Origin of the sequence: Advenella sp. FME57, assembly GCF_014897675.1 — a bacterium.
Lineage (GTDB): Bacteria > Pseudomonadota > Gammaproteobacteria > Burkholderiales > Burkholderiaceae_B > Advenella.
Genome location: NZ_JABUXU010000009.1, coordinates 144,527 through 167,736, shown reverse-complemented (window position 1 = coordinate 167,736; position 23,210 = coordinate 144,527). Strand labels below are relative to the sequence as shown.

The window sequence follows — 23,210 nt, the reverse complement described above, 5'->3', positions numbered from 1 at the left end:
GCAGCCATGATCAATGACCATCTGGGTTGAGCCCACACACCCGGGCGCTGGTCTGTGGTTGCAGATTGGTGATTGGTGCCACCTGCCATATTTTGATTGGCGCCGCCCGTCATGTTCTAATTATTCTTTTTCCTCGGATTATTCGCTTTGATTCGTTCTTCAGGCCTTACTTTACGTCGCGGCACCAAGGTGCTGCTGGAAAACGCTGATTTCGTGGTGCATCCCAAGGAGCGGGTTGGCGTCGTTGGCAAAAACGGCTCAGGCAAAACCACGTTGTTTGCCCTGTTGCAGGGCCGGATGGACGCCGATGCCGGCGATCTGTTCATTCCCGATTCTTGGCGGATTGCCACCGTCGAACAGGAAATCCACGCCACCACCCAACCGGCCCGGGAATTTGTCATTGACGGGGACAGGCATCTGCGCGAACTGCAGCAGGCGCGCGCAGCCACTCCCGATACGGACGGCACCCGCATTGCCGAGCTGGAAGCGGCGCTGGTAGAGGCAGACGCCTGGAGCGCACCGTCACGGGCCGAGCAACTGCTCGCCGGCCTGGGCTTTACGCCCGAACAATGGACCCAGGCGGTCAACAGCTTCTCCGGAGGCTGGCAAATGCGCCTGGCGCTGGCCCGCGCACTCATGGCCCCTTCGGAACTGCTTCTGCTGGACGAACCCACCAACCACCTGGACCTGGATGCCATGTTGTGGCTGGAAAAATGGCTGGCCGCCTACGAGGGAACGATCATTCTGATTTCCCACGATACCGAATTTCTGAACGCGGTGGCCCGAACCATTTTGCACGTGGATCAGCAAAAACTCGTGCGCTATAAGGGCGGATACGACGATTTTCTGACCCAGCGCGCCGAGCGTGTGCGGCAACTTCAGGTCGCGATTGATCGCCAGGGACGAGAGTCAGCCAGGCTGCAGTCGTTCATTGACCGTTTCAAGGCGAAAGCCACCAAGGCCAAGCAGGCGCAAAGCCGTGTCAAGGCGTTGGCCCGCATGGAAAAACTGGCGCCGCTGCAGGCCGAGTCTGGCATCTATATTCATATCCCCTCGCCGCCTTCCATGCCGGATCCGCTGCTTCGCCTGGACAAGGTGTCCACCGGGTATATTGACGAACAGGGAAATCAGACCGTCATTCTCAGGAATATAGAGCTGATGATTCGCTCTGGCGCGAGAATTGGCGTGCTGGGGGTCAACGGCGCCGGCAAGAGTACCCTGATTAAAACCATTGCACGCGAACTCGCGCCTCTTGCCGGCCATTACAAGCCTTCAAAGGGTCTGGAAATTGGCTATTTTGCCCAGCACCAGCTCGATATGCTTGACGTTGATGCCAGCCCGCTGCAGCATTTACAGCGGATTGCGCCCGAGGCACGCGAACAGGAACTGCGCAATTATCTGGGCGGCTTCGGCTTTGGCGGCGATAAAGTCAATGACAAAGTGGCGCCCTTTTCCGGTGGAGAAAAGGCCAGGCTAGCCCTCTCACTGATTGTCTGGCAAAAGCCCAATTTACTGTTGCTCGATGAACCCAGCAATCACCTGGATGTTGATACCCGCGAAGCGCTGGCCACCGCCCTGGCCGAGTTCGACGGCAGCATGCTGATGGTCTCGCATGATCGACATCTGCTGCGCACCACCGTCGACAGTTTCTGGATTGTTGCAGACGGTCAGGTGATTGAATTTGACGGCGATCTGGACGACTACCGCGACTGGCTTGCGCAGCGTGCCCTGTCCATGCGTCAGGAAGAGCGCGATGCCTCGCTTGCGGCCGATGGATTGAGCGCCGCCCCGGATCGAAAGGCAATGCGGCGCCAGCAGGCTGAAGAACGCCAGCGCATTGCACAGCTGCGCAAACCGCTGGACAAACGCCTTGCGCAGGTCGAAAAAGCCATGGAAACTGCCCAAACCCGAATTGCCCAGATCAATGTGCTGATTGCCGACGAAAATTTTTATTCTGATGCACGCAGAGATGAACGCGTTGCCGTGCTGGCCGAGCATGGCGAGCTGACCGCCACTGCAGAAACGCTGGAAGAAGAATGGCTGCAATTGCATGAATCAATTGAAGCACTAACAAATCAGGCTGAAATCGAATAACAAGCCCATGTGGGCCGCCGCTCGCCCTGCAAGCCTGCGCCAATTGCTTGGCGCCACCATTGACGGCACCATCGACAACCGTTGCCAAGGAACTTATAGTTTTACGGGCCAGTGCAACTTGTCCGCCTCGGAAAGCGCCAGCATAAAGGAACGCATTTTGCCGGCGCTTTTTTCGCCAGGCGCAATTTCAATGCCGCTGCTCAAATCAACCGCATAGGGATGATAGCTGCTCACCAGTGCTGCAATATTGGATGCATTCAGGCCGCCGGCGATCATTATTTTGTGCGCCGGCAAAATCTGCGTGGCCTGCGCCAGCAAACCGATATCAAATGAAATACCCGCGCCGCCATAAGCGGGTGAATAGGCGTCAAACAGGAAAGCACGGGCATTGGGATAGCCACTGACCGCAGTGGCTATCTCCTCGGGCAAGGCCAATCCCGGGGCGCCAACTCTCAGGGCCCGAATATAGGGATAGGAAAACTGCTCACAGAAATCAGCCGTTTCATCACCGTGAAACTGTATGAAATCAGGCTGCACCACGTTCACAATCTGTTCGATGGTTTGCACGTCGGCATTTACGGTCAGCGTGACGGCATTCACAAACGCAGGCACCGTGCGGCGTAGCGCCGCCGCCTGTGTCAGTGGCACATAACGTTTGCTCTTTTCATAGAGCACCAGCCCGATGGCATCGGCCCCGGCGTAAACCGCATCGTGAATATCTTTTTCTGATGACAGACCACAGAATTTAACGCGGGTTCTCATTTTCAGTCCCATAAAAAAACCCCGGCAAAAACAGATGCCAGGGTTCTGAGTGTAACGAAATTTCAGGGACCATGCCCCGAAAATACCGCTACCAGTGTGCCGGAGCAGGGAAAAAGCGCCCCTGCCCCAGAAAAACCGCTATTTGAATGCGTTAGCCGGGTCGTCATAGGCATCTCCCGAACTGCTTTCGCCCTTCTCACTACCACTATCGGATCCGTAAGGATCAGTGCCGTAGGAATTGCCGGTGTCGAAAGTGACCTGGCTCGGATCAATACCAGTTGCGGTGCCCTTGTAGTGCATGACCATGCCCGGAAATGTCAAGACCGAAGCCACCATCAACAGCTGAATGACAATAAACGGAATGGAGCCCTTATAGATGTCACCGGTCGTAACCCGTTTAATCAGCTTGCCGGTAACTCTGTCGGTGTAGTCTTGCTTAGGTGCAACCGAACGCAAGTAGAACAGCGCAAAGCCGAACGGCGGGTGCATGAAGGAGGTTTGCATGTTGACCGCCAGCAATACACCGAACCAAATCAGGTCGATACCCATCTTGTCGGCCACCGGACCCAGCAATGGCACAATAATAAAGGCCAATTCAAAGAAATCCAGGAAAAACGCCAACAGGAACGTGACGACACTGACAACGATCAGAAAGCCGATTTCTCCACCAGGCAGAGAAGCAAACAGACCTTCTACCCAATGCTGGCCACCAAACCCCGTAAAGGTCAGCGTAAAGATGGTTGAACCTACCAGAATGAACACGACAAAGCTGGTCAGCTTGGTGGTGGTGTCCATCGCCTGTTTGAGCAGCGATAGCGTTAAGCGGCCGCGGATCAGCGCCATGATAATGGCGCCAACGGCTCCCATGGCACCGCCTTCGGTCGGTGTGGCAACACCAATGAAAATGGTGCCCAATACCAGGAAGATCAAAAACAGCGGCGGCACCATCACGAAAACCACCCTTTCGGCAATCTTTGACAGCATTTTCAGCCGGAGCAAGTTGTTCAGGCCAGCGATTGCAAATGCAATAACACCCCACAGCAACATATTCAGAACGATGGTTTCATCTGCGGCGCTTTTTTCCGAGAGAAACAATCTGCCTAACAACCAGGCCCCGACGCTGGCAATAACGACCAGCACAACCAATGAAGGCAGGCCATTGCTGCCATTGGACTCGCGATAGACACGGGCCTCTGGCGGCAAGGCTGGTGCGTACGACGGTTTGATCAGCGAAGCCAGCACCACATATAAAATGTAGGCACTCGCGAGAATAAACCCGGGAATCATGGCGCCCCGATACATATCGCCAATGGAACGTCCCAGCTGATCGGCCAGAATGATGAGCACCAGTGAAGGCGGAATGATTTGTGACAGCGTGCCCGAGGCCGCGATAACGCCGGTTGCCAGCTTGCGATCATAGCCATAACGCAGCATGATGGGCAGTGAAATCAGGCCCATGGAGATGACCGACGCCGACACCACGCCCGTGGTGGCTGCCAGCATGGCGCCCACAAACACAACTGCAATAGCCAGCCCGCCGCGAATCGGCCCGAACAGCTGGCCGATTGTCTCCAGCAAATCCTCGGCCATGCCCGATCGCTCTAGGATCAGGCCCATGAGGGTGAAGAACGGCACGGCCAGCAACGAATCGTTCTGCACAATCCCGAACACCCGGTCAGGCAGCGCCTGCAGAAACGGGAAGGTAAACTCGCCAAAGGCGATACCCAGCAATGCGTAAAGAATTCCGTTGGCAGCAAGCGAAAAGGCGACCGGAAAGCCCAACAGCAAAAAGCAGATCAATGTCAGAAACATGATCGGCGGCATATTTTGAATTAAGAACTCCATGCTTAGTTACCCGCCTGCAGTGATTGTTGTCGTTTCTGTTCCGCTTCAGCCGCAATTTCTTCGGCCAGCAGCTCATCGGCTGTCTTGCCGCCCATTGGCGCCAGAGGATCCGGACCTTTTCCACTGAGAAAAGCCACGCATTTGATAAGATGAGAGATGCCCGCCAACACCAGTAACGAAAAGCCGACAGGGATCAGCAATTTGACCGGCCAGCGTACCAGCCCACCCGCATTGGAGGATTGTTCGTTGGTCTCGAACGACAACATAAAAAAGGGCCAGGAGAGATAAATGAGCAACAGGCAGGCCGGCAACATGAAGAGCAGCACCCCTACTGTCTCGATTATGATCTGAGTCCGCTTGGACAGACGCTGTGAAATAATATCCACGCGTACGTGCTCGTTCTTGAGAAAGGTATAGCCGGCCGCGAGCAGAAAAATCGCGCCAAAGAGATACCATTGGATTTCCAGCCAGCCATTGGAGCTGTAATGAAATACCTTGCGCACCACCGCGTTTGCAGCGCTGATCAGCACCACAACGAGTGTGAGCCAGATCACAACGCGGCCAACCGCAGTCATGAGCGCGTCAATAGCCCGGGAAAGAGTGAAGAGAAACTTCATTTGCTTTCACACCAAAAATAGGGAAAAAGAAGAGAATCAGGATACGCCTGTTTTACCGACCTATTTAACGCTAAGGGAAAATAGCCAGCAAAACAGGAATTTTACATGGTGTTTTTATTTTTTGTTTCTCAATGCGTCCAGCATGAATGCATCGTAGCTGAACTCGGCAACCCCGAACCACGGGTAAACGTCATTGCGGAATGCCATGTAGTCATCATGGATTTTCTTGAACAGCGGGTCTTTTGCAGACAGCTCTTCATACACTTTGGTTGCTTCGGCAAAAGAAGCGTCAAGCACGGCCTTCGGAAAACGCTTCAGGACACCACCGCCGGCAATCAGACGGCGCAAGGCACCGGGATTTTTGGCATCATACGTGCCAATCATTTCTTCGGTTGCCAACGCACTGGCCTGCATGATGGCAGCCTGATAGTGTTTGGGCAATTTTTCGTACTCGCCATCGTTGACGTACAGCGATACCTGAAAGCCGCCTTCCCACCAGCCCGGATAATAATAGTACTTGGCTACTTTGTTAAAGCCCAGTTTTTCATCGTCATACGGGCCAATCCATTCAGCAGCGTCAATGGTACCTTTCTCCAGCGAAGGATAAATATCGCCCCCCGCAACCTGTTGCGGAATCACGCCCAGGCGTGAAAGCACCGCCCCGGCAAAGGCGCTGCAGCGCATTTTCAGACCCTTGAGGTCTTCTACGCTATTGATTTCCTTGCGGAACCAGCCACCCATCTGCGTACCGGTATGACCACAAGGAAAGTTGACGATGTTGAATTTTTTGTACACTTCACGGGTTAGCGCAAGACCGTTGCCGGCCCGCATCCAGGCATTGTACTGACGGGTATTCAGGCCAAACGGCACTGCTGCGTCAAAACTGAGGGCAGGATCCTTCCCGTAATAATAATAGGCCGCGCTGTGACCGCATTGCACCGTGTTGTTCTGGACCGCGTCCAGCACTTGGAGTGCAGGAACAACTTCCCCTGCATGATGGACACTGACTTTGAACTTGCCATTTGTCGCTTCGGCCAGGTGTTTGGCAAAATTGACGCTGCCGTTATAGATCGCATCGGCACTGGTTGGAAAGCTGGAAGCCAGGCGCCAGCTGATACTGGGTGCGTCTTGCGCAAAAACGGGCGATGCCAATACAGCACCCCCCGTTGCGGCAACACCGGCTGTCGCCTGCTTGAGGAAGGAACGACGTTTCATCGTTGATGTCTCCAATGGGTATTGTGAGTAAGAGAGAAGCGAAACTTTTGGTTACCGGGGCATGCTACAGGAATTATTATTTTTTTACCCTCAAGAATTACCCTTATTTCCCAGGACATGCAGGGCTATTTCATATGCAATGAACTGCGCTGGCACGCGTGCTGCACCCCGCCCTGTCTATCTTTATTGCATATGTAATTAATTTACGACGGTCTGGCCCATTGGCCACGGCGTTTGTTTCTGTTTGTTGTTTTTATTGCATATGTAAAGAATATCGCCAAGGCAAAGGCACAAACATCGGCACAGGGCAATACAAGCAAGCTGACCAGTTGCTGACAAGCGGTATGCACGCAGCCGCCGAATCATGTGTATGACGCTTTGTGCTGCGCATCCAGCTGTGTTGCCTCGCCGATGGTCTGGCAACCACCAATGGTCCGCACCTTACCCTTGATGCTGCGCTCAGGACTCAAACAGCAGCGCTTCGATCGGCCGGCTCAGATCGAAGGCGTCAAATTGTTCCAGACCGAAATGGGCGGGATAACTGGCCTGGGCAAAATACAACCCATCGGCCATAAAGGTAGGTGCAGCCACCTTGCGGTCACGCGCGGCCATCACCTGGGGCATCCAGTCTGGCGGATAACGGCCCTTGCCCACATACAGCAGACAGCCCAGAATATTGCGCACCATGTGATGCAAAAATGCGTTGGCCCTGAGCGTGAAAACAAAAAATGCGCCCTGCTGGACGATATTGAGATGTTCAATGGTGCGAACTGGACTGGCTGCCTGACATTGCGAGGAACGAAAACTGCTGAAATCGTGCTGACCGACCAGATACTGCGCCGCCATCTGCATGGCGTTCAGATCCAGTGGATGAAAATCCCAGCCAGCCCGGCCATGCCAGTGCGGAGACAGAATGCGCTCGTTTCTGAGTAGATAAACATAGCTGCGGGAAGTTGCGGAAAAGCGCGCGTGAAAGTCGGCAGGCATTTCCTGCGCCCATCTCACCGTAATATCAGGCGGCAGATGGGCATTGACCCCTCTGACCCAGGATTCCATGCGCCTGTGTATGACGGTGTTAATGTGCACAACCTGGGCCCGCGCGTGAACGCCCGTATCTGTGCGGCCCGCACAGATGGTGGGCGTTGGCTCACAAGTGAATGCCGCCAGCGCCTTTTCCAGCATGTCCTGGACAGTGCGCCCGCCCGGTTGCGTCTGCCAGCCCAGATAGGGCTTGCCATTGTAGGCGATGCCCAGCGCGATACGTCTGGACACAGGCTCGCCGTCCCGGGAGGTTTCCTGCTCAGGAACGGGTTGATGCGTCGGAGTCAGGTGCATCAAGATCCAGATTGATGGATTTGAGTTTCTGCTGGAACGCATCATAGCCCGCCCCCGCAGGGATCCGGGCTTTCTGGCGCTGGTCATACCGCAGCATGATGAACAGGCCCACGACGATGACGCCTAATACACCAAGCAGCCAAAACGAAATGTAATTCGCTATCCAGGTGGGCAGTTCCATGATTACAGCTCTCCGATGCTGATACGCAGCATACGGCGCAACGGCTCGGCCGCCCCCCACAACAACTGGTCGCCGACAGTGAAAGCACTCAGATATTCGGGACCCATGGACATCTTGCGCAGACGCCCTACCGGGATATCCAATGTGCCGGTCGTAGCCACCGGGGTCAGATCCTGCATGGTTTCGTCACGGGTGTTCGGGATGACTTTAGCCCATTGCGTGCCTTCCTTGAGCATGTCGCTTATTTCATCAATGGACACGTCTTTTTTCAGCTTGATGGTCAGTGCCTGGCTGTGACAGCGCATGGCGCCGATACGCACGCACAAGCCATCAATGGGAATAGGTGCGCTGCCAAAGCCTTGGCCACGGCCCAGTATTTTATTGGTTTCAGCCTCGGCCTTCCATTCTTCGCGGGATTGGCCATTGCCCAGATCCTTGTCGATCCAGGGAATCAGACTCCCCCCTAGCGGCACGCCGAACATATCGCGCGGCAGTTCCGGATCCTGCTGTTTTGCCAGAACCTGGCGGTCTATTTCAAGAATGGCGGAGGCCGGATCATCCAGCAACGGTTTGACAGCCGCATTCAGCTGGCCAAACTGGGTAAGCAGTTCGCGCATATGCTGGGCGCCACCGCCCGAAGCCGCCTGGTAGGTCATGCTGCTCATCCAGTCGATCAGGTCATGCTTGAACAGACCAGCCAGCCCCATCAGCATGCAGCTGACCGTGCAGTTGCCGCCGACAAAATTCCGGACGCCTTTGCCAATGGCCGCATCAATCACATTGCGGTTGACCGGATCCAGCACAATAATTGCATTGTCTTTCATACGCAGGGTGCTGGCCGCATCAATCCAGATACCGTCCCAGCCGGCATCGCGCAATTTGCCATGCACCTGCGTGGTATAGTCGCCCCCCTGGGCTGTCACAATAATAGGCAACTTCTTCAGTGCGTCAATGTCATGTGCGTCCTGCAAGGGTGCGGCACCCTCGGCCCACGCCGGGGCCTTGCCTCCGGCATTGCTCGTTGAAAAAAAGACCGGATTGATGAAGGCAAAGTCGCCCTCATCACGCATACGCTGCATAAGTACGGAACCGACCATTCCGCGCCATCCGACAAAACCCACTGACTGTGACATAATTCTTTACCTAATTCTGTGAAGCTGAAAAATGAACTGCTGTTAAATATAACTGCAATAGCGGATGCGCGCAGCCCTGTGCGCCATCCGCTATTATAAGTAACTGAATTTTATAACTATATCAGTTTAACGCCTTCAATACGGCGTCACCCATTTGAGAAGTGGAAACTTTTGTGGTGCCAGCCTCAAAAATGTCGGCTGTACGCAACCCCTGCTCCAGCACTGCCCTGACGGCGTTTTCCACGCGATCGGCCGCGGCCGCTTCGTTCAGCGAATAGCGCAGCATCATGGCGGCAGACAGAATGGTAGCCAGCGGATTGGCAATATTTTTGCCGGCAATATCCGGTGCTGAACCGTGACTGGGCTCATACAGGCCCTGGTTGGAGGCATTGAGCGATGCGGACGGCAGCATGCCGATCGAGCCGGTAAGCATGGCCGCTTCGTCCGACAGGATATCGCCGAAGATATTGCCAGTCACAATGACATCGAATTCCTTGGGTGCGCGCACCAGTTGCATGGCCGCGTTATCGATATACATATGGGACAGTTCGACGTCCGGATAGCCTTTGGCCACATCGATCATGATATCGCGCCAGAATTGCGACGTTTCCAGCACATTGGCCTTGTCTACACTGCACAGTTTCTTGCTGCGTTTCTGCGCGGCCTCAAAGCCGATACGTGCAATACGCCGCACCTCGGACTCGGCATAACGCATGGTATCGAAGCCTTCCTGCTCGCCCTTGAATTCGCCTTCTTCAACCACGCGCACGCCTCTGGGCTTGCCGAAATAGATATCACCGGTCAGTTCGCGGATGATCAGGATATCCAGACCCGATACAATTTCCGGCTTGAGCGATGAGGCATTGGCCAGTTGCGGATAAAGAATGGCCGGCCGCAAGTTGGCAAACAGGCCCAGGCTCTTGCGCAGGCCCAGAATGGCCTGTTCAGGACGATGTTCGCGCGGCAGGGAGTCGTAGTTCCATCCGCCAACGGCGCCAAAAAGAATGGCGTTGCTGCGCTTGGCCAATGCCAGCGTTGCTTCCGGCAACGGGTGACCATGCAGGTCGAAAGCCGTGCCACCGACGGGGGCCTGCTCCATAATCAGGTCCAGCCCCAGGGCGCTGAGCACCCGCTGCGCCTGTTCAACGATTTCGTGACCGATGCCATCACCGGGAAGAACTGCAATTGTGTGTGTCATAACGCGTATTTCTCTTAATTTGGTATAGGATTATCGGCTCAGCCCAGCGCTGCCTTCGAGCCAGGGATGGCGCGCCAGACGCTCGGCTTCGAACTTGCGAATCTGGTCGGAGCGGCGCAATGTCAGGCCGATGTCGTCAAAGCCATTGAGCAGACAGTATTTGCGAAAGGCGTCTACTTCAAAGCCCAGTTCCCGTCCGTCGGCGGTAATGACCACCTGGCGCTCAAGGTCAATTCGCAGCTTGTAGCCATTGAATGCGCGCACTTCGTCAAACAGCCGGCCCACTTCCAACTCGGAAAGCACAATCGGCAGCAAGCCGTTCTTGAAGCTGTTGTTGAAAAAGATATCGGCATACGAAGGCGCAATAATCGCCTTGAAACCGTACTGGGCAAGCGCCCACGGCGCATGTTCCCGGCTTGAACCACAACCGAAATTTTTACGCGCGAGCAGTACGCTGGCGCCCTGATAGCGCGGCTGATTGAGTACGAACTCGGGGTTAAGCGGGCGCTTGCTGTTGTCCATGCCCGGCTCGCCATGATCCAGATAACGCAGCTCATCGAACAGATTGGGGCCAAAACCCGAGCGTTTGATGGATTTTAAAAACTGCTTCGGTATGATCAGGTCTGTATCCACGTTCTCGCGATCCAGGGGAGCGACCAGGCCTTCATGAATGGTAAATGCTTCCATGCTGTTATCCTAATTTTCTGACATCGACAAAATGGCCGGCAATAGCGGCCGCGGCAGCCATGGCCGGGCTGACCAGGTGGGTTCTGCCACCCTGGCCCTGACGGCCTTCGAAGTTACGGTTGGAGGTCGAAGCGCAACGCTCTCCCGGCTCAAGACGGTCGGCATTCATGGCCAGACACATGGAGCAGCCCGGTTCGCGCCATTCGAAGCCGGCGTCCACAAAGATCTTGTCGAGCCCTTCCTTTTCCGCCTGCTGCTTGACCAGACCAGATCCGGGCACCACCATGGCCTGAATCACATTGGACGCCACGCGGCGGCCGCGCGCCACTTTGGCAGCGGCGCGCAGGTCTTCAATCCGGGAATTGGTACAGGAACCAATGAACACGCGGTCTACCCGAATGTCTGCAATGGGCGTATTGGGTTTCAGACCCATATACTGCAGCGCGCGCTCCATCCCATTGCGGCGAACATCATCCTTTTCGCGATCAGGATCAGGGATGCGATCTTCAATGGAAAGCACCATCTCGGGCGACGTGCCCCAGGTCACTTGCGGGCGTACCTGACGGGCATCGATATCAATGATTTTGTCAAACTTGGCATCAGCATCCGAGTGCAATGTCTTCCAGTAGTCCACCGCCTGGTCCCACAAGACGCCAGCCGGCGAGTAAGGACGGCTCTTGAAATACTGAATGGTTTTATCGTCCACGGCGACCATGCCTGAACGGGCGCCGGCTTCAATCGCCATATTACAGACAGTCATGCGACCTTCCATGGACAGGTCGCTGATGGCCTTGCCGGCAAATTCAATGGCATGGCCTGTGCCGCCAGCGGTACCGATGACGCCGATTATATACAGGACCAGATCCTTGGCAGTACAGCCAAAGGGCAGATCGCCGCTGACTCGGATCAGCATGTTCTTGTTTTTTTTCATCAGCAGCGTTTGCGTGGCCAGCACATGCTCCACTTCCGAGGTCCCGATGCCGAAAGCCAGTGCACCCATGGCGCCATGAGTGCTGGTATGCGAGTCGCCGCAAACCACGGTCATGCCGGGCAGTGTTGCGCCCTGCTCTGGTCCGATCACGTGCACAATACCCTGACGCAGATCGTTCATGCGAAACTCGGTAACCCCGTAAGTCTCGCAGTTTTTGTCCAGCGTATCGACCTGCAGTTTCGAAATAGGGTCACTGATGCCCTGGGCACGGCCCAGTGTCGGCACATTATGGTCGGCCACCGCCAGATTGGCGGAGAGCCGCCATGGCTTGCGTTCAGCCAGCGCCAGGCCTTCGAAAGCCTGCGGACTGGTCACTTCATGCAATAAATGACGGTCGATATATAAAAGACAGGTGCCGTCGTCTTCCTGGTGCACCACGTGGGCGTCCCAGAGTTTGTCGTAAAGGGTCTGAGCCAAAATGTTCTCCTGATAATGCTGGTATGCGGGTTCATCGACTGCTGCGTGGACCCTGCTATGCGCTGCCCGTTCTGCTGCTGTCCCGAACCATACGGTATCGATACCGTATGGTTTTCCGGACTGCGCATGACAGAGCGGACCCCGCGTCGGCAAGGATCGCAGTCGGTATTGTTATTTCATGCGCCGTATGCGTATTATGGCCGAATCAATATTGATAACAAGCCAATATATTATACTGGTATCACTACTACTATACTTCCCAATAATGCCAATAGCAGTCCTCTAACAGCCTTCTCCCGGTCAAACCTGCGAGCGAAACAGAAAAATGCCGCTATTGTGAGTAGAATAGAACATCTACTCGGAGACACAAATGACGACTCAGACCCCAGATCTTTCCCATTTATGGATGCCCTTTACTGCCAACCGAAGCTTTAAGGCAGCGCCTCGTCTGCTTGCCTCTGCCAAAGGCATGTACTACAAGAGCACCGACGGCCGCCAGATTTTGGACGGATGTGCCGGATTATGGTGTGTCAATGCGGGGCATTGCCGTGACGAAATTATCCAGGCTATTGCCACTCAGGCGGCCACGCTGGACTATGCACCCAGTTTCCAGATGGGTCATCCGTTGGCATTCGAAACCGCCACGGCAGTGGCTGCGCTTATGCCCAAAGGGATGCAGCGCATTTTCTTTACCAATTCCGGATCCGAATCGGTCGATACCGCCCTGAAGATTGCCCTGGCGTACCATCGGGCAAATGGCCAGCCGCAACGCACCCGTCTGATCGGGCGTGAGCGCGGCTATCATGGCGTCGGTTTCGGTGGCATTTCGGTGGGCGGCATCAGCCCGAATCGCAAGGCATTCTCCAACTCGCTGATCCCGAATGTCGATCATCTTCCCCATACGCACAATCTGGAGCAAAATGCCTTCAGCAAGGGACAGCCGGCCTGGGGGGCGCATCTGGCTGACGAACTGGAGCGAATCGTTGCACTGCATGATGCCTCCACAATCGCCGCCGTCATTGTCGAGCCCATGGCCGGGTCAACAGGGGTGCTGATTCCACCCAAAGGCTATCTGGAACGTTTGCGTGACATCACCAGCAAGCACGGCATCCTGCTGATTTTCGACGAAGTCATTACCGGATTTGGCCGACTGGGCGCCAATACGGCAAGTGACTACTTCAGCGTCACGCCGGACATTATCACTATGGCCAAGGGTATCAGCAATGCGGCTGTGCCGGCCGGTGCGGTTGCTGTCACAAATTCCCTGTACGATACCGTGGTTAACGCCAGCGAAAACGGCATTGAGCTGTTCCATGGCTATACCTATTCAGGTCACCCGATGGCAATGGCCGCCATTGGCGCAACGCTGGCGCTTTATCAGTCCGAAGGCATCTTCGACAATGCCAGAAAACGCTCGCCCGCTTTCGAAGCGGCTGCCCATGCCCTGAACGGATTGCCAAATGTCATCGACGTACGCAACCTGGGCATGGTCGCCGGCGTGGAACTGGCGCCGCGCGAGAACGCGCCGGGCGCACGGGCTGCCGAGGTATTCCAGCGCTGCTATGATGCGGGCGTACTGTTGCGCTACACAGGCGACACCATTGCCCTGTCGCCGCCGCTGATTGTCAATGAAGAACAGATCAATACGCTGTTTGACGTGCTTGGGCAGGCTATCAGCCAAACAGCTTAAGTGACCATCGATACCCGCAGGTGCCCACAAGACGCCTGCGGGATTCTGCGAATGTGCCACGACTGCAATATTGGGTACACTTCTAAACCGGAAATTTTATTGTTAACTATTGAATCATGATTACACTAAACGCGACACATCAGGCAGACCTCACCAGCTGGGTGGACAGTGCCAACACAACCGGAAACGGTTTCCCCATTCAGAACCTGCCTTTTGCCTCGTTTCGCCGTCGCGGATCCGGCGAAGCATTTCGTCCCGGTGTAGGTATCGGCAACCAGATTGTCGACCTGTCCCGCCTGTATGACCTGAACCTGTTTACCGATAAGGCACAACAGGCGCTGGAGGCATGCCAGGGCATCCAGCTCAATGGCTTGATGGCGCTTGGCCAGCCTTACTGGTCTGCACTGCGCCTGGCATTATCAGAGGCCCTGCGCTCCGGATCGCCGCATGAAGAGGCCATCCGCCCATTGCTGGTGGCACAGGACGAAGCCGAATTTATCACGCCGTCGCGCATCGGCGACTACACCGATTTCTATATCTCAGTACACCATGCCACGTCTATCGGCAAACAGTTCCGGCCCGACAACCCACTGCTGCCAAACTATAAATGGGTACCCATCGGCTACCATGGCCGGGCTTCCAGCATCGGGGTATCCGGCCAGGCATTCCCGCGCCCGGTAGGCCAGACAAAGCCGCAAAACGAAGGTGATGCCCCGGATTTTGGCCCATGCAAACGGCTTGACTACGAACTGGAACTGGGAATATTCGTTGGAGAAAGCAATGAACAGGGCCAGCGCATTGATATCGAACAGGCAGAAAAACATATCTTTGGCTTTTGTATCCTGAACGATTGGTCGGCCCGCGACCTGCAAGCCTGGGAATACGTGCCGCTGGGGCCATTTCTCGCCAAGAACTTTGCGTCTACCATTTCACCGTGGGTCATCACGCTGGAAGCGCTCGAGCCATTCCGTACCGCTTTTTCCCATCCGGCCACAGATCCGCAGCCGCTGCCCTATCTGCACTCGCAAGCCAACGCCGAAGGCGGCGCCTATGATATCGGGCTGGAAGTGCAAATCACAACGCAGCAGTCGCGCGATAGCGGTCAGCAACCCTTTACGCTGGCCACCAGCAATTTCAAGGATGCCTACTGGACTGCCGCACAGCTGATCACCCATCACACGGTCAACGGCTGCAATCTACAGCCTGGCGACATGCTGGGCACCGGTACGCTATCCGGTCCCGATGCCGCCCAAGCGGGCTCTTTGCTTGAACTTGCCGCTGCCGGCAAAAAACCCATTTCCCTGCCGTGGGGTGAAAGCCGCAGCTTTCTGGAAGATGGCGATGAAATCATCATGAAGGCCGTCTGCAAAAAGGACGGCTATCCCGATATTTCATTTGGATCGGTATCGGGCACCGTGCTCAAAGCCAATTTCAAATCTGAGTAAGACAGCGGTCTGAACGAAGCGGATAGCGCAGAAATACTGCCCTATCCGCTTCATCATTAATTCAGCTCGCAAATGCCTCGGCAATTCGCTGTGGCGCACTGGATCTTGCATACATCCGCGTAAAATATGCCTTGAGATTCGGCAAGCCTTCAATCAATCCCGCTTCATTACCCCAGTCCAGCACATAAGCGGTAATGCAATCGGCACAGGTGATGCTATCGCCAACAATGAATTGACGCCCCTGCATATGGGCGTCAAGTATCGCCGCCATTTCCGTAAACTCTTCCCGGGCAAGCGCTACGTCCTGCGGCAAACGTTTGTTTTCCGGATAGACGAAGGTATGTCTGGCAATTCGCCACAACGGTTGTTCCAATTCTGTCATTGCAAACATGGACCAGCGATAGACAAGCGCGCGTTGCTTCAAATCGGCAGGCATCAATCCCTTGGCTGCATACTTTTCTGCCAGATACATGACGATCGCCGCCGACTCAGTGAGGACGAGGTCCCCGTCAACCAGCACGGGAAGCCTGCCGGCTGGATTTAGACGCAGAAAATCCGGATCCCGGTTCTCTCCGGCCGCCAGATTAACGGACACAAATTCAAATTGCGCATCAAGTTCCTGAAGCGCCCACAGCGCACGAAGCGAGCGCGTAGGGCCGAATCCATACAGTTTCATCATCTGTTGCTCCTGTTAAAAAGACAGCGAATTCACAATACAGGTGTTGGATCACAACGGGCGCAGGCCGAAGCATTACCCACGCGCCGCTGCAACCACGGGACCACTTCATGCAGTGACCGGATTGGATGTAATTGATCGATACCGAGCAATAAATCGGTGATGATGGGGCCTGGCATTAATTACATACCGCGACGCGGGCAAGACCCGGCTTACCATCCATTGAAGCCTGACGCCAGTGCCAACTGCGCGCAGGCTCCCCTGCTCCTCTATACCCTGCTCCTGTATAAAATACCGGCAGGACAGTTCAAGCTTAATCTCGCAGCATAAACGCTGCAAGCCGCTGCAGCTCTTTCCGCAGCTATTGCTACTGCTACTGTCACATCAACGATAGGCTTGTTGTCGCAACGCGTGATCAATCAGTATCAATGCCAGCAATGCTTCGGCAATAGGGGTAGCGCGAATGCCCACGCAGGGATCATGGCGACCCAGCGTCTGCACCATGACCGGCTCACCGGCCCTGTTTACCGACTTGCGTTCGATGCGAATACTGGAGGTGGGCTTGATGGCAAGCGAGACCGTGATGTCCTGGCCCGTAGAAATACCACCGAGCACACCACCGGCATGATTGCTCAGATAACCGTCGGGCGTAAGTTCGTCACCATGCTCTGACCCGCGCTGGGCAATACATCCAAAACCAGCGCCAATGGAAACTCCTTTGACCGCATTCAACCCCATCATTGCAAATGCAATATCGGCATCAAGCCTGTCATACAGCGGCTCGCCCCAGCCAGCCGGCAGCCCCTGGGCCACCACTTCGATGCGCGCGCCAATGGAATCGCCATCCTTGCGCAACTGATCCATAAACGCCTCCAACTCGGGAACCACAGAGGCATCGGGGGCATAAAACGGATTGGTTGCAATTTCGTCCCAGGATTTGAACGGGATCTGGATGGGGCCCAGCTGGCTCATATAACCCCTGATGACCGTGCCGAACTTTTCGCCCAGCCATTTTTTGGCGATGGCTCCGGCAGCAACGGTTGGCGCCGTCAGCCGTGCAGAAGAACGGCCGCCCCCGCGCGGATCACGAATGCCATATTTTTCCCAATAGGTCCGATCGGCGTGACCTGGACGGAAGGTATCGGCGATCGCGGAATAGTCCTTGCTGCGCTGATCCTGATTGCGGATCAGCAGGCCAATTGCCGTTCCTGTGGTTTTGCCTTCATACACGCCAGACAAAATCTCAACGGTGTCTGGCTCCTGTCGCTGCGTCACATGACGCGATGTCCCGGGACGCCGACGATCAAGCTCGATCTGGATATCCTGGGCAGACAAGGTCATGCCTGCCGGACAGCCATCCACCACGCAGCCGATCGCCGGCCCGTGGGATTCACCGAAGTTGGTGACCGAAAAAAGTTTGCCTAATGTGTTACCCGACATATCTTATCCAGTAAAAATGTGTTGCACGTCTGTTGCGGACCGAGGAAAGTACTGAAGAATACCAGAAACTGCCGCAAGGCTCGCTTTAACGTCAAATGCAGTTGGCTGCAGGTTGCCGGTCAGCCAGATCCAGTTAGAATCCGGCCCGCCTGTGGTTGACCGCTCCCGCTATGATGAACAACTGACTTCAAGCTCCCGCCCCCAATCCGGCGGCGGTTCCGCATAATGCTCCATGCCAGGCTTGGCAGTGTAGGGATCACGCAGCACCTGCAGCAGGGCATCGGTCACGCTCATATCGCCTTTTGCCGCCGCCTGTATCGCTTCTTCTGCCAGATAGTTGCGCAGTACATAAAGCGGATTGACCCGGTCCATTCGGCTGGCACGGGCCTGACCATCGCCATCATTGTCCTGCAAGCGCGCGCGGTACGATACCAGCCATTGCTCAAGCCCCGCTGTATCGGCAAACAGGCTGCGCAACGCGCTTTCATCGTCATCAATCTGCGCCAGATAACGAAAACTCAGGGTAAAATCTGCCGACTGTTCATGCAGCACGCGCCACCAGCCATCAATGAGCTCATCGTCGCCTTCCTTCCAGGTTTGTAACCCCAGCTTGGCAAGCATGCGGTCCCTGTAGGCGGCAATGAACAAGCCCTCGTAGCGTTCAAGCCGCGCCTTCAGGCGCTCTGGGTCTGCCCCCAGGGCAACAAAGCAGTTGGCAAAACGGTACAGATTCCACAAACCGACAGACGGTTGCGCATTCCAGGCGTAGCGCCCCTGCGCATCGGTATGATTGCAGACGTGATTGATGCGAAATGCATCCATGAAACCATAGGGACCGTAGTCCAGCGTCAGGCCCAGCACCGACATATTATCGGTGTTCATGACACCGTGATTGAAGCCCACGGATTGCCAGTCGGCCATCAATGTGGCAGTGCGCTCGATCACGACATCGACAAACCGCTCGATGACATCGTTCAGCGTGTGTTCGTTATCCGGGGTCGGCACCTGGTCAGCAAAAAAACTGCCAATCACATAGTCCAACAGCTCCCGCAAGCGCACCGGATCCTTTGCTGCATACCAATGCTCGAAAGAACCGAAGCGGACAAAGGACGGCGCTACACGCGCTACAATCGCCGCCGTTTCAACGGTTTCGCGGTACACAGGATCGTCCGAGCCGACCAGGCATAGCGCCTGGGTGGTTGGGATACCCAAACCGGTCATGGCCGCGCTGGCCAGATACTCGCGCATGGAAGAGCGCAACACGGCGCGGCCGTCTCCCATGCGTGAATACGGCGTCTTGCCCGATCCCTTGAGCTGAATTTCCCAGTCTACCGGCTTGCCTTTGCCGTCTGTGCCGCCAATGGCCCCCAACAGATGGGCGCGCCCATCTCCCAGTTGGCCGGCCCAGACCCCGAACTGATGCCCGCTATATACTGCCGAGAGCGTCACGCCTCCGGGCAAATCGGCGTTGCCGGACATGATAGACAGAAATTGCGGCGAACGCGCATCTTCCATGGTCAGTTCCAGCCGGGCCAGTACGTCAGGATTGACATGCAGTAGCGTCGGATCTGTCAGCCCCTGCATCCTGAGTCGTGTATAAAACGCCGGTGGCAAGGAAGCGAATTGGTTGCTGACTTTCAGATTCGATTGCATCGTTATTTCCCCTGTTTTTTGCTGCGTTTTGCCGCCTGCTTGGCCGGGCGCACATAAAGGATGGCGGCAAGAAAAAACACCAGCGACAATACTGTTTCAACGGCCCCGAGCATGGAAGACGTGGTGCTGATATCAGAATACCAGCGAACCACCCCTTCGGTAAAATACAACAGCACCAGCATGGATGACCATTGCAGCGTATACAGATTGCCTTTGTAAACACCATACAAGGGGAACAACAGTGGCAGCGCCTTCAGGACGTACACGCTGCCGCCAGGCATCAGCGGATCAAGGAATAACTCCCAGGCGATGCACAGCAAAAACAGCAGCAAAAGGGAAACAAACGCCGCCACCCGATAGCACGGATTCAATGCAATCTGCCGCGCCTGGTGGACTGACGCAAGCGCCGGCTCAGTTGCGGATGGCGGCGATAGCTGCGGGTTGGCGGAACCGGCCTGCGGCACATCGGCATCAGGCGCTGAAGAAGGCTTTGTCAAAATAATGTCCAGTCTGGCTAATCAATCTCTTCATTATATTCGTTGTCATCGCCGCAATCGCTGCAAGTGCGACAACCGCCCAGCAATTACAATTTGCAACTGCCCCGCGCGAGGACGCAACAGCATGATCTTTACGGTTTGTTATACTGAAATCATCCTGACCCGAGTATCACCGTGTTGGCACTCCGACGCGGTAAACCAGCCATCTGATCATGACAAAACACAACGATTTCGATTTGGAACAGCAAAAGAAACAGGAACAACAGGAAGCAATGGAAGCCCAGGAGGAGTTGCGACTGAACATGGGAGACTCGGAACTGGGCTTCGAATTTTACAAAAAAGCCATCAAATTCGGCCTTCAGCGACTGATTCGCGACAAACTCACGCAGGTGGCCTCGAGCCTGACCTTTACGACGGTGCTGGCCATCGTACCCATGCTGGCGGTTATTCTTTCGCTGTTTACCGCCTTCCCGCTGTTTACCGATTTCAAAGTCTCGCTCGAGCAGTTTCTGACGCACAACCTGATGCCCCAGACGGTCTCGGAAACCATCATGAGCTATCTGAACGTGTTCGCCCAGCAGGCCTCCAAGCTGACTGCCATCGGCGTAGGCTTTCTGATCGTGACATCCATCATGCTGATGATGACGATCGACGAAGTACTGAACGATATCTGGAATGTGACCCGTCGCCGCCCGATCGGGCAGCGCATCCTGGTGTACTGGGCAATTCTGTCGCTGGGTCCTGTTTTCCTGGGCGCCAGCCTGTGGACCTCTTCCTATATTGCACAGGAAAAACTCGGGTTGGTGACTCAGTTTTCCGTCATCAAGAGCGTGTTATTCACCCTGGTACCGGTGATCGTCTCTGGGCTGATCTTCGCCCTGCTCTATTATCTGGTTCCCAACCGGAAAGTCGCCTGGAAAGACGCCATGATTGGTGGCTACACCACAGCGATCCTGCTGGAAATCATGAAGGCCGGGTTCGCATACTACATTACCCGGTTTCCTTCCTATACGCTGATTTACGGCGCCTTTGCCACGATCCCGATCTTCCTGTTGTGGATTTATCTGTCCTGGCTGGTCGTGCTGTTTGGCGCGACCGTGGCAGCGCTGGCGCCACAGATACGCAGTGGTCAAATGCGCGACAAGATGTCACCCGGCGTACATTTTGTGACCGCCTTGTTCGTGCTGCGCCTGCTGCATAGCGCACGCGATCAGAACCCGCCCGGCTATGGTACCAGCTATATTGCTGGCCAAATCAAAATGAACTACAGCGAAACGCTGGATATCCTGGAGCCGCTGGTTTCCATGGGCTACATTGTCAACACGGCCGGCAAGCGCTCCGAGAGATGGGTGCTTGCCAGCAGCCTGGATGCCAGCCTGGATCCACTGGCCGATTGCTTTTTGTTTGACAGCAAGGTCATCGAAATCAGTCACGACCCCGCGTTGCGCCAGGTGATCGCCCGTCTGCTGACCGAAGACAATACCGTAAAATTGCGTGACATCCTGTATCTGACGCAGACCGGATTGGAACCAGCAACAACGCCTGCCCAAGACACCGATAACGGCGACGACAAGGACAACGACAATACAGCATCAACGCCGCCTGGTGCCACGAATACCACAGTACAGACCAGCTGACGCCAGAATCTTAAAGCCGGACGACAGGCGCATCTTCTTGGCGCGCAGCGGCCAGGGCCGCCGCTAACGGCGCCTGCCATGGGGATGACCGGCATCCGGTTTGTGACCTGCAGGGCACATACCCCCGCTGAATGGCTTTGCATCACGGTCGATTTCAGGTACATTTCCATATAATCAGGATCAGTTTCCGGTCAGCGCACCGGAGCGAGAGAAAAAAGGCTACAGGAGGATTGCCATGTTGAAAATCAGTGAAGTCTTGCGGGTCAAGGGCAATATCCTTTACACCGCCACGCCGGATCAATCCGTGGCGCAGGCCATTGCGACCATGAGTGAACGCGATATCGGTTCGCTGGTCATTATGGAGCAGGGGCAACTGACGGGGATGCTGACCTTCCGCGAAATCATTCGCCACATGCACGATTCCCCCGGGTCTCTTGAAAATACCACCATCCGCAAGATCATGGATGATGCGCCTGTGAGCGTATCGCCCAATACCGATGCAGAAGAAGTACGACGACTCATGCTGGAGCATCACGCACGCTATGTCCCTGTCATGGACGGGCCGGTGCTGATGGGGGTGATCTCCTTCTATGATATGGCGCGCGCCATGCTTGAAGCATCCAAGTTCGAAAATAAAATGCTCAAGGCATATATCCGCGACTGGCCGGGCGAACCAGAAGACGAAAAAGACTGAAAAATGACTCACCGACGAGCGGCGCTCGTCGGCTTGCCCAAAAGTGCCGCTACCTGCCTGCTGGGCTTTGCAACGCTTGCCTCCCCTGCTATCCCCGTTACCACAATAACATTTTGCAAAATCGGGCACCGCCGCCTGCGTCACGCCCGCAACCGCGACGCCCTGTCAGACGGGCCGGGGATCAGACAGGCCGGATCTAGCTTGTCTTCCACATATCCTTTTCCACGCACATGAACCGGTTGGGATGGCTGCCATCTCGTGGCTGGTAGGTCCAGGTCGTAATGTGAATCTTTTTTTCCGGATACAAGTCTACGACGTTCAATGAATTGGGGATATGTCTGCGGACCCGCAACGAGGTGGTGGTGCCTCCTTGCACAACCAGCATCGGATTGACCAGCTCAGGATAGCTTTGAGTCAGCGGATAGACAAACGGCACATGAATATGTCCGCCCATGATCAGATCTACGCCGGCTGCAGACCAGGCGCGGATGGCCGCCTCACTGTTTTCGACCAGTTGCTCCCGGTCGGCCGGATCCAGCACATGAAACGGATGGTGCGCCACCACCAGCACACTTTTGCCCGCGCTATTGTCTTGCGCCAGTTCTTGCACCCGCCGGATCTGCGCATCAGTCACAATACCGCGCTTGTGTCGAAATGGTGTGGTGGTATTGACGCCGATAACGATCGCGGCACCGGTCTCGAACAGGGGCTCTACGTCCTTGTGCAGATAGCGGCGATATCGCCCGTAAGGATTGGTGAAACGGGCCCATAGCGCGAACAGCGGAATATCATGGTTACCCGGAACGCACAGTACCGGCGACGGCAAGGTCTTCAGATACGCATTGGCCGCCAGAAACTCGCGACGCGTGGCACGCTGGGTGATATCGCCTGACACGACGCACAAGGCGGGAGACAACTGCCTGACCGCATGGACCAGCGCATTCAGGACCTGTGCATTGACCGTGCCAAAGTGGACATCTGAAAGCTGGATGATCCGATACAT

At 55.5% G+C, this 23,210-nt stretch carries 20 protein-coding genes; 5 read left to right on the top strand and 15 right to left on the bottom strand.

The window, feature by feature from the left end:
- The first annotated feature begins 147 nt into the window (after nt 1–147).
- Nucleotides 148–2,094 (top strand): ABC-F family ATP-binding cassette domain-containing protein, encoded by a 1,947-nt coding sequence (locus INT32_RS12345; protein WP_193089034.1) that lies wholly within the window; start codon nt 148–150, stop codon nt 2,092–2,094.
- Between the two features lie 93 nt (nt 2,095–2,187).
- Here INT32_RS12345 and INT32_RS12340 read toward each other — a convergent pair whose 3' ends face one another.
- From INT32_RS12340 to leuC, 10 genes are all read right to left on the bottom strand, one after another.
- Nucleotides 2,188–2,856: a phosphoribosylanthranilate isomerase gene (locus INT32_RS12340; RefSeq protein WP_193089033.1), complete on the bottom strand. Its 669-nt coding sequence runs from the start codon at nt 2,854–2,856 to the stop codon at nt 2,188–2,190.
- Nucleotides 2,857–2,994: 138 nt separating this feature from the next.
- Nucleotides 2,995–4,701, bottom strand: a complete 1,707-nt coding sequence (locus INT32_RS12335) for a TRAP transporter large permease subunit (protein WP_193089032.1) — start codon at nt 4,699–4,701, stop codon at nt 2,995–2,997.
- A gap of 2 nt (nt 4,702–4,703) precedes the next feature.
- Nucleotides 4,704–5,318 (bottom strand): TRAP transporter small permease subunit, encoded by a 615-nt coding sequence (locus INT32_RS12330; protein WP_193089031.1) that lies wholly within the window; start codon nt 5,316–5,318, stop codon nt 4,704–4,706.
- Nucleotides 5,319–5,432: 114 nt separating this feature from the next.
- Nucleotides 5,433–6,533 (bottom strand): TRAP transporter substrate-binding protein, encoded by a 1,101-nt coding sequence (locus INT32_RS12325; RefSeq protein WP_193089030.1) that lies wholly within the window; start codon nt 6,531–6,533, stop codon nt 5,433–5,435.
- A 459-nt stretch (nt 6,534–6,992) separates the two neighbouring features.
- Nucleotides 6,993–7,805, bottom strand: coding sequence for a tRNA pseudouridine(38-40) synthase TruA (gene truA, locus INT32_RS12320; RefSeq protein WP_370540224.1), 813 nt, complete (start codon nt 7,803–7,805; stop codon nt 6,993–6,995).
- Between the two features lie 28 nt (nt 7,806–7,833).
- Entirely contained in the window at nt 7,834–8,049 is a 216-nt protein-coding gene (locus tag INT32_RS12315) for a hypothetical protein (protein WP_193089028.1), read from the bottom strand.
- A gap of 2 nt (nt 8,050–8,051) precedes the next feature.
- Nucleotides 8,052–9,182: an aspartate-semialdehyde dehydrogenase gene (gene asd / locus INT32_RS12310; RefSeq protein ID WP_193089027.1), complete on the bottom strand. Its 1,131-nt coding sequence runs from the start codon at nt 9,180–9,182 to the stop codon at nt 8,052–8,054.
- A gap of 121 nt (nt 9,183–9,303) precedes the next feature.
- Nucleotides 9,304–10,380: a 3-isopropylmalate dehydrogenase gene (gene leuB / locus INT32_RS12305; RefSeq protein ID WP_193089026.1), complete on the bottom strand. Its 1,077-nt coding sequence runs from the start codon at nt 10,378–10,380 to the stop codon at nt 9,304–9,306.
- A gap of 30 nt (nt 10,381–10,410) precedes the next feature.
- Nucleotides 10,411–11,067, bottom strand: coding sequence for a 3-isopropylmalate dehydratase small subunit (leuD, locus tag INT32_RS12300; protein WP_193089025.1), 657 nt, complete (start codon nt 11,065–11,067; stop codon nt 10,411–10,413).
- 4 nt (nt 11,068–11,071) lie between these two features.
- Nucleotides 11,072–12,475, bottom strand: coding sequence for a 3-isopropylmalate dehydratase large subunit (gene leuC, locus INT32_RS12295; protein WP_193089024.1), 1,404 nt, complete (start codon nt 12,473–12,475; stop codon nt 11,072–11,074).
- 406 nt (nt 12,476–12,881) lie between these two features.
- Here leuC and INT32_RS12290 point away from each other — a divergent pair, with 406 nt between their 5' ends.
- Together INT32_RS12290 and fahA are read left to right on the top strand one after the other, a co-directional pair.
- The gene (locus tag INT32_RS12290; protein ID WP_193089085.1) at nt 12,882–14,165 is read left to right on the top strand and encodes an aspartate aminotransferase family protein; all 1,284 of its coding nucleotides are present in this window, start codon (nt 12,882–12,884) and stop codon (nt 14,163–14,165) included.
- Between the two features lie 116 nt (nt 14,166–14,281).
- Nucleotides 14,282–15,610 carry a fumarylacetoacetase gene (fahA, locus tag INT32_RS12285; RefSeq protein WP_193089023.1) on the top strand — a complete coding sequence of 443 codons (1,329 nt, stop codon included), beginning with the start codon at nt 14,282–14,284 and terminating at the stop codon, nt 15,608–15,610.
- A gap of 61 nt (nt 15,611–15,671) precedes the next feature.
- Here fahA and INT32_RS12280 read toward each other — a convergent pair whose 3' ends face one another.
- From INT32_RS12280 to INT32_RS12265, 4 genes are all read right to left on the bottom strand, one after another.
- Nucleotides 15,672–16,286, bottom strand: coding sequence for a glutathione S-transferase family protein (locus INT32_RS12280; RefSeq protein ID WP_226816975.1), 615 nt, complete (start codon nt 16,284–16,286; stop codon nt 15,672–15,674).
- A gap of 384 nt (nt 16,287–16,670) precedes the next feature.
- Complete coding sequence (gene aroC, locus INT32_RS12275; RefSeq protein ID WP_193089021.1) at nt 16,671–17,726, bottom strand: chorismate synthase; 1,056 nt, start codon at nt 17,724–17,726, stop codon at nt 16,671–16,673.
- Nucleotides 17,727–17,894: 168 nt separating this feature from the next.
- Nucleotides 17,895–19,379, bottom strand: coding sequence for a YdiU family protein (locus tag INT32_RS12270; RefSeq protein WP_193089020.1), 1,485 nt, complete (start codon nt 19,377–19,379; stop codon nt 17,895–17,897).
- A gap of 2 nt (nt 19,380–19,381) precedes the next feature.
- Nucleotides 19,382–19,756 carry a DUF2069 domain-containing protein gene (locus INT32_RS12265; RefSeq protein ID WP_370540223.1) on the bottom strand — a complete coding sequence of 125 codons (375 nt, stop codon included), beginning with the start codon at nt 19,754–19,756 and terminating at the stop codon, nt 19,382–19,384.
- A 332-nt stretch (nt 19,757–20,088) separates the two neighbouring features.
- On the opposite strand from INT32_RS12265, the gene INT32_RS12260 reads away from it, so the two are divergent.
- Both INT32_RS12260 and INT32_RS12255 read left to right on the top strand, forming a co-directional pair.
- Nucleotides 20,089–21,513 carry a YihY family inner membrane protein gene (locus tag INT32_RS12260; protein WP_193089018.1) on the top strand — a complete coding sequence of 475 codons (1,425 nt, stop codon included), beginning with the start codon at nt 20,089–20,091 and terminating at the stop codon, nt 21,511–21,513.
- 235 nt (nt 21,514–21,748) lie between these two features.
- Nucleotides 21,749–22,207, top strand: a complete 459-nt coding sequence (locus INT32_RS12255) for a CBS domain-containing protein (protein ID WP_193089017.1) — start codon at nt 21,749–21,751, stop codon at nt 22,205–22,207.
- 196 nt (nt 22,208–22,403) lie between these two features.
- Here INT32_RS12255 and INT32_RS12250 read toward each other — a convergent pair whose 3' ends face one another.
- Complete coding sequence (locus INT32_RS12250; RefSeq protein ID WP_193089016.1) at nt 22,404–23,210, bottom strand: metallophosphoesterase; 807 nt, start codon at nt 23,208–23,210, stop codon at nt 22,404–22,406.